The organism is uncultured Cetobacterium sp., assembly GCF_947038635.1.
In the GTDB taxonomy this organism is placed as follows: Bacteria; Fusobacteriota; Fusobacteriia; order Fusobacteriales; family Fusobacteriaceae; genus Cetobacterium_A.
The window spans coordinates 1-4,083 of the sequence record NZ_CAMQXC010000159.1; the positions used below are offsets into that span (position 1 = coordinate 1).

Consider the following 4,083-nt stretch of genomic DNA (forward strand, 5'->3'; position numbering starts at 1 on the left):
AGTAGTATTAATGTTGTGATAGCGGCTATAGCTATTATAAAAGTTAATACTAAAATACTTGTTTTTCCAGGAGTATAGTTTAATGCCTTTGAAACTATATACGAAAAAACAACTGTAGACATAGAGATTAAAGTAAATCTTCTAGAAAAAAAAGTACCTCGATCCTCTTTTTTTATAATATCTCCAACAGAGCTCGTCCATATTCCACTTACGAAAGCTGAAAAAACAGAATAAATAAAAACAATACCAACAAGAAGCCTGTAATCTATTTTATCAAAAAGAACAATAAAAAATAAAAAACACATTGGAATTCTAGCAGCAGCAGCACTAAATAATAAAGCCCTTTTTTTTGTTTTAAAAAGTTTATAATATGTTCCTAAAAAAATTTGTAATAGTTGTAGGCCTAAAGGTAGAGTTGTAATAACAGATATCCAGAATGGTTCACATTTAAAATATAAAGCTAGTGCAGTAAGAGCAAACCCCTGTATTCCTAGAGAAAGCATATTAGCACTCATACCTTCAACAGTTATAAGGAATTTATTTTTATCGTAAGAACTATGAAACATAAACATTACCCCCTGTTAATAAAAACAGGCAATGTTAATTAACACCACCTGTTTTAGTTTGTATTTAATCAATTGGAATAGAAGTTGTTTCTGGTTTTTTTGTTTCATCTTTAGGAATAGTTATATTGAGAATTCCATCATTAAAAGATGCTTTTATTTCATTCTCTAAACAATTTTTAGGTAAAGTCATTTTTCTTTCAAAAGAATTAGCTGAAAACTCTTTTTTAAAATAAGTTTTATTTTTTTCTTCCTTATTTTCTTCAGTTTTATATGAAAGAGTAAGAATGCCTTCACTAATATTTAGTTTTAAATCCTCCTTTTTTATTCCTGGGACACAAACATCAATAAGATATTCTTTTTCATTTTCTGAAATATTAACTGCAGGAAAAGATTTTTTAAAAGGATTTTGTAGCTTATCCTCATCAAAAGGATCGGATAAAAAATTAGAAAACCAATCAGTTTTTTTTATTAAACTCATAATAAAAACCTCCTTTAAAAATATAAAGAAATTTATAGTTTGTATTTACATTTACTAAAAAAAAATAAGATTCCTTTTAAATTTAAAAGGAAATAAAAAAGTAAAAATGAAAAATAAAAGAAAGGAGATGATGAGATGAAATTAAAACCAATAATTGGAATTTCAGGAAGTATTATTATTGATAACAATGGAAATTTTCCAGGATATGAAAGGGCATATGTAAATAATGATTATATAGAATCTGTTATTAGAGCTGGAGGTGTTCCGTACATAATACCAGTAACTGATGATGAAGATTTAATAAAAGAGTATACAAAAAATATAGATTGCTTAATATTATCTGGAGGACATGATGTTAATCCATTATTATGGGAAGAGGAACCTAAAAAAGAACTAGGAGAAATTTTTCCAAAAAGAGATAGATTTGAATTTCTTTTAATTGAAAATATGTTAGAAGAGGAAAAGCCAATATTTGGAATTTGTAGAGGAGAACAGATTTTGAATGTATATTTTGGAGGAACTTTATATCAGGATTTATCCTTGAAAAAAGATAGTGATATTAGACATAATCAAAAAGTAAAGCCAGATTTAGAAACACATACAGTTGAAATAGAAAAAGAGTCGTTATTGTATGAAATATTAAAAAAAGATAAAATTTTAGTTAATAGTTTTCATCATATGGCAATTAAAGATGTAGCTCCAGGAATGAAAGTTACAGCATTTTCTAAAGATGGAGTTGTTGAAGGTATAGAAATGAGGGAAAAAAATATATTAGCTATTCAGTGGCATCCTGAAATGCTAAGTAAAACAAACAGTTTAATGCAGCGGTTATTTAATTACTTTATTAGTATTTCAAATAAGGAGTAATTATGAAAAATAAACTTGGATTTTGGAGTATTGTTTTATTAGGAATTAATTCGATAATAGGTTCTGGTATATTTCTATTGCCAAATAAAGCATATAGCTTAGTCGGAACTGGAAGTATATTTGTCATTTTGTTTGATATGGTATTGGTGCTAAGTATTGCTTTATGCTTTGCTGAGGCTGGAGGAATGTTTAAGAGGAATGGTGGACCATATATCTATGCTAAAGAGGCTTTTGGAGAGTTTGTAGGGTTTGAAGTAGGATTTATGAAGTGGGCGATTGCTATAATAGCATGGGCTGCAATGGCAGCTGGATTTGTCCAAGCCTTAGGAGAAGTATGGGAACCAGCTAAGGATACGTTGACTAAAGATATAATTATAACAATTTTAATATGTAGTTTAGGAATAGTAAATATTTTTGGTGTTAAGATATCTAAAATGTTAAATAATATAATAACATTGGGAAAATTAATACCATTAATTATATTTATAGCTATAGGTATCTTTTTTATAAAAGGGGCTAACTTTCAACCAATTAGTATTTTTAGTTCTACAACTGAGATAAATTTTGCTCCAGCAGCTTTATTGATGTTTTATGCTTTTACTGGTTTTGAATCTATTGCAGTGGCAGCAGAGGATATGAGTAATCCAGAAAAAGATTTACCGGTAGCTACAATAAGTGTAATGCTTATAGTATCAATTTTTTATATACTGATACTTGTGGTATCAATAGGAGTTTTAGGGAAAAATTTATCAACTAGCTTAACTCCGATAGCTCAAGCTGCAGGAAGTTTTATGGGAGAAGCAGGTTCTTTATTGATAACGGCAGGAACTCTAGTATCTATAGGTGGAATAAATATAGCGGCATCTTTTGTTACTCCTAGATGTGGTGTTGCTTTGGCAGAGGATGGCATTTTACCAAGAGTTATAGCTAAAAATGGTAGATATGGAACACCAACTGTGGCAATAGTGATAACTGTTATTTTAGCTCTTTTAATAGCTTTATCTGGAAGTTTTGTAAAATTAGCCGCAATTAGTGTAATCTCAAGATTTGTTCAATATTTACCAACTTGTTTAGCAATTCCAGTATTGAGAAAGAAAAGACCTGACTTAGTTAGAACTTTTAGAGTTCCTTTTGGTCCAACAATTCCAATTTTTGCTATTATAGTTAGCTGTTGGTTAGTTTATAATTCAGATTTAGAAAAAATTTTAATAGGGTTGGGAGGACTTGTTTTAGGAGTACCAATCTATTTCTTTATGAAAAAATATTCAAAATAAAAAGAGCTCTCAATTAAGAGAGCTCTTTCATTATAAGTTCTACAGGACAATGATCAGATCCCATAATATCATTATGAATATTAGCTTCAACAATTTTATCCTTTATTTTATTAGAAACTACAAAATAATCAATTCTCCATCCGGCATTATTTTTTCTAGCACTAAATCTATATGACCACCAAGAGTATTTTTCAATAACATCTGGATGTAAATATCTAAAACTATCTACAAATCCACTTTCAAGAAGCTCGCTAAATTTATTTCTTTCTTCGATAGTAAATCCAGCATTTGTTTTATTTGATTTTGGATTTTTTAAATCAATTTCAGTGTGCGCAACATTTAAATCTCCACAAAGAATCACAGGTTTTTTTGAGTCCAAATTTAAAAGGTAGTTTCTAAAATCATCTTCCCAAGTCATTCTATACTCTAATCTAGCTAATTCAGTTTGTGAGTTAGGAGTATAAACATTTACTAAATAGTAATCTTTAAATTCTAATGTAATAACTCTTCCCTCTTTATCGTGATGATCTATACCAATATCATATGATACAGATACTGGATTTTCTTTTGTAAATATGGCAGTTCCTGAATACCCCTTTTTTTCAGCGTAATTCCAATAGCAGTTGTATCCTTTTGGATTAAAATCAACTTGTCCCTCTTGAAGTTTTATCTCTTGTAAACAAAAAACATCTGCATCAACTGAATTAAAGTATTCTAAAAAATTTTTTTGAAGAACAGCTCTAAATCCATTAACATTCCAAGAAATTAATTTTTTCATATATAACCTCCATATAATTAGTTCAAAATTATCTACTAGTGATTATATCATAAAATAAAAAATAAAAAAAAATAAAAAAGTTTGTTGACATAAATAATATTTTATGATACTATAATTATG

The 4,083-nt window shown here is 28.4% G+C and carries 4 protein-coding genes and 1 pseudogene; 2 read left to right on the forward strand and 3 right to left on the reverse strand.

The window, feature by feature from the left end:
- Together Q0V08_RS10940 and Q0V08_RS10945 are read right to left on the reverse strand one after the other, a co-directional pair.
- Positions 1–566: pseudogene (locus tag Q0V08_RS10940) on the reverse strand (hypothetical protein); the annotation flags it as partial.
- Positions 567–630: 64 nt separating this feature from the next.
- Positions 631–1,044: an Hsp20/alpha crystallin family protein gene (locus Q0V08_RS10945; RefSeq protein ID WP_297434710.1), complete on the reverse strand. Its 414-nt coding sequence runs from the start codon at positions 1,042–1,044 to the stop codon at positions 631–633.
- Positions 1,045–1,179: 135 nt separating this feature from the next.
- Here Q0V08_RS10945 and Q0V08_RS10950 point away from each other — a divergent pair, with 135 nt between their 5' ends.
- Positions 1,180–1,911 carry a gamma-glutamyl-gamma-aminobutyrate hydrolase family protein gene (locus Q0V08_RS10950; RefSeq protein WP_297434712.1) on the forward strand — a complete coding sequence of 244 codons (732 nt, stop codon included), beginning with the start codon at positions 1,180–1,182 and terminating at the stop codon, positions 1,909–1,911.
- 2 nt (positions 1,912–1,913) lie between these two features.
- Positions 1,914–3,185 (forward strand): APC family permease, encoded by a 1,272-nt coding sequence (locus Q0V08_RS10955; protein WP_297434714.1) that lies wholly within the window; start codon positions 1,914–1,916, stop codon positions 3,183–3,185.
- 13 nt (positions 3,186–3,198) lie between these two features.
- Here Q0V08_RS10955 and Q0V08_RS10960 read toward each other — a convergent pair whose 3' ends face one another.
- A complete protein-coding gene (locus Q0V08_RS10960) occupies positions 3,199–3,963 on the reverse strand; it encodes an exodeoxyribonuclease III (RefSeq protein ID WP_297434716.1) in 765 nt (254 codons plus the stop codon).
- Positions 3,964–4,083: the final 120 nt, after the last annotated feature.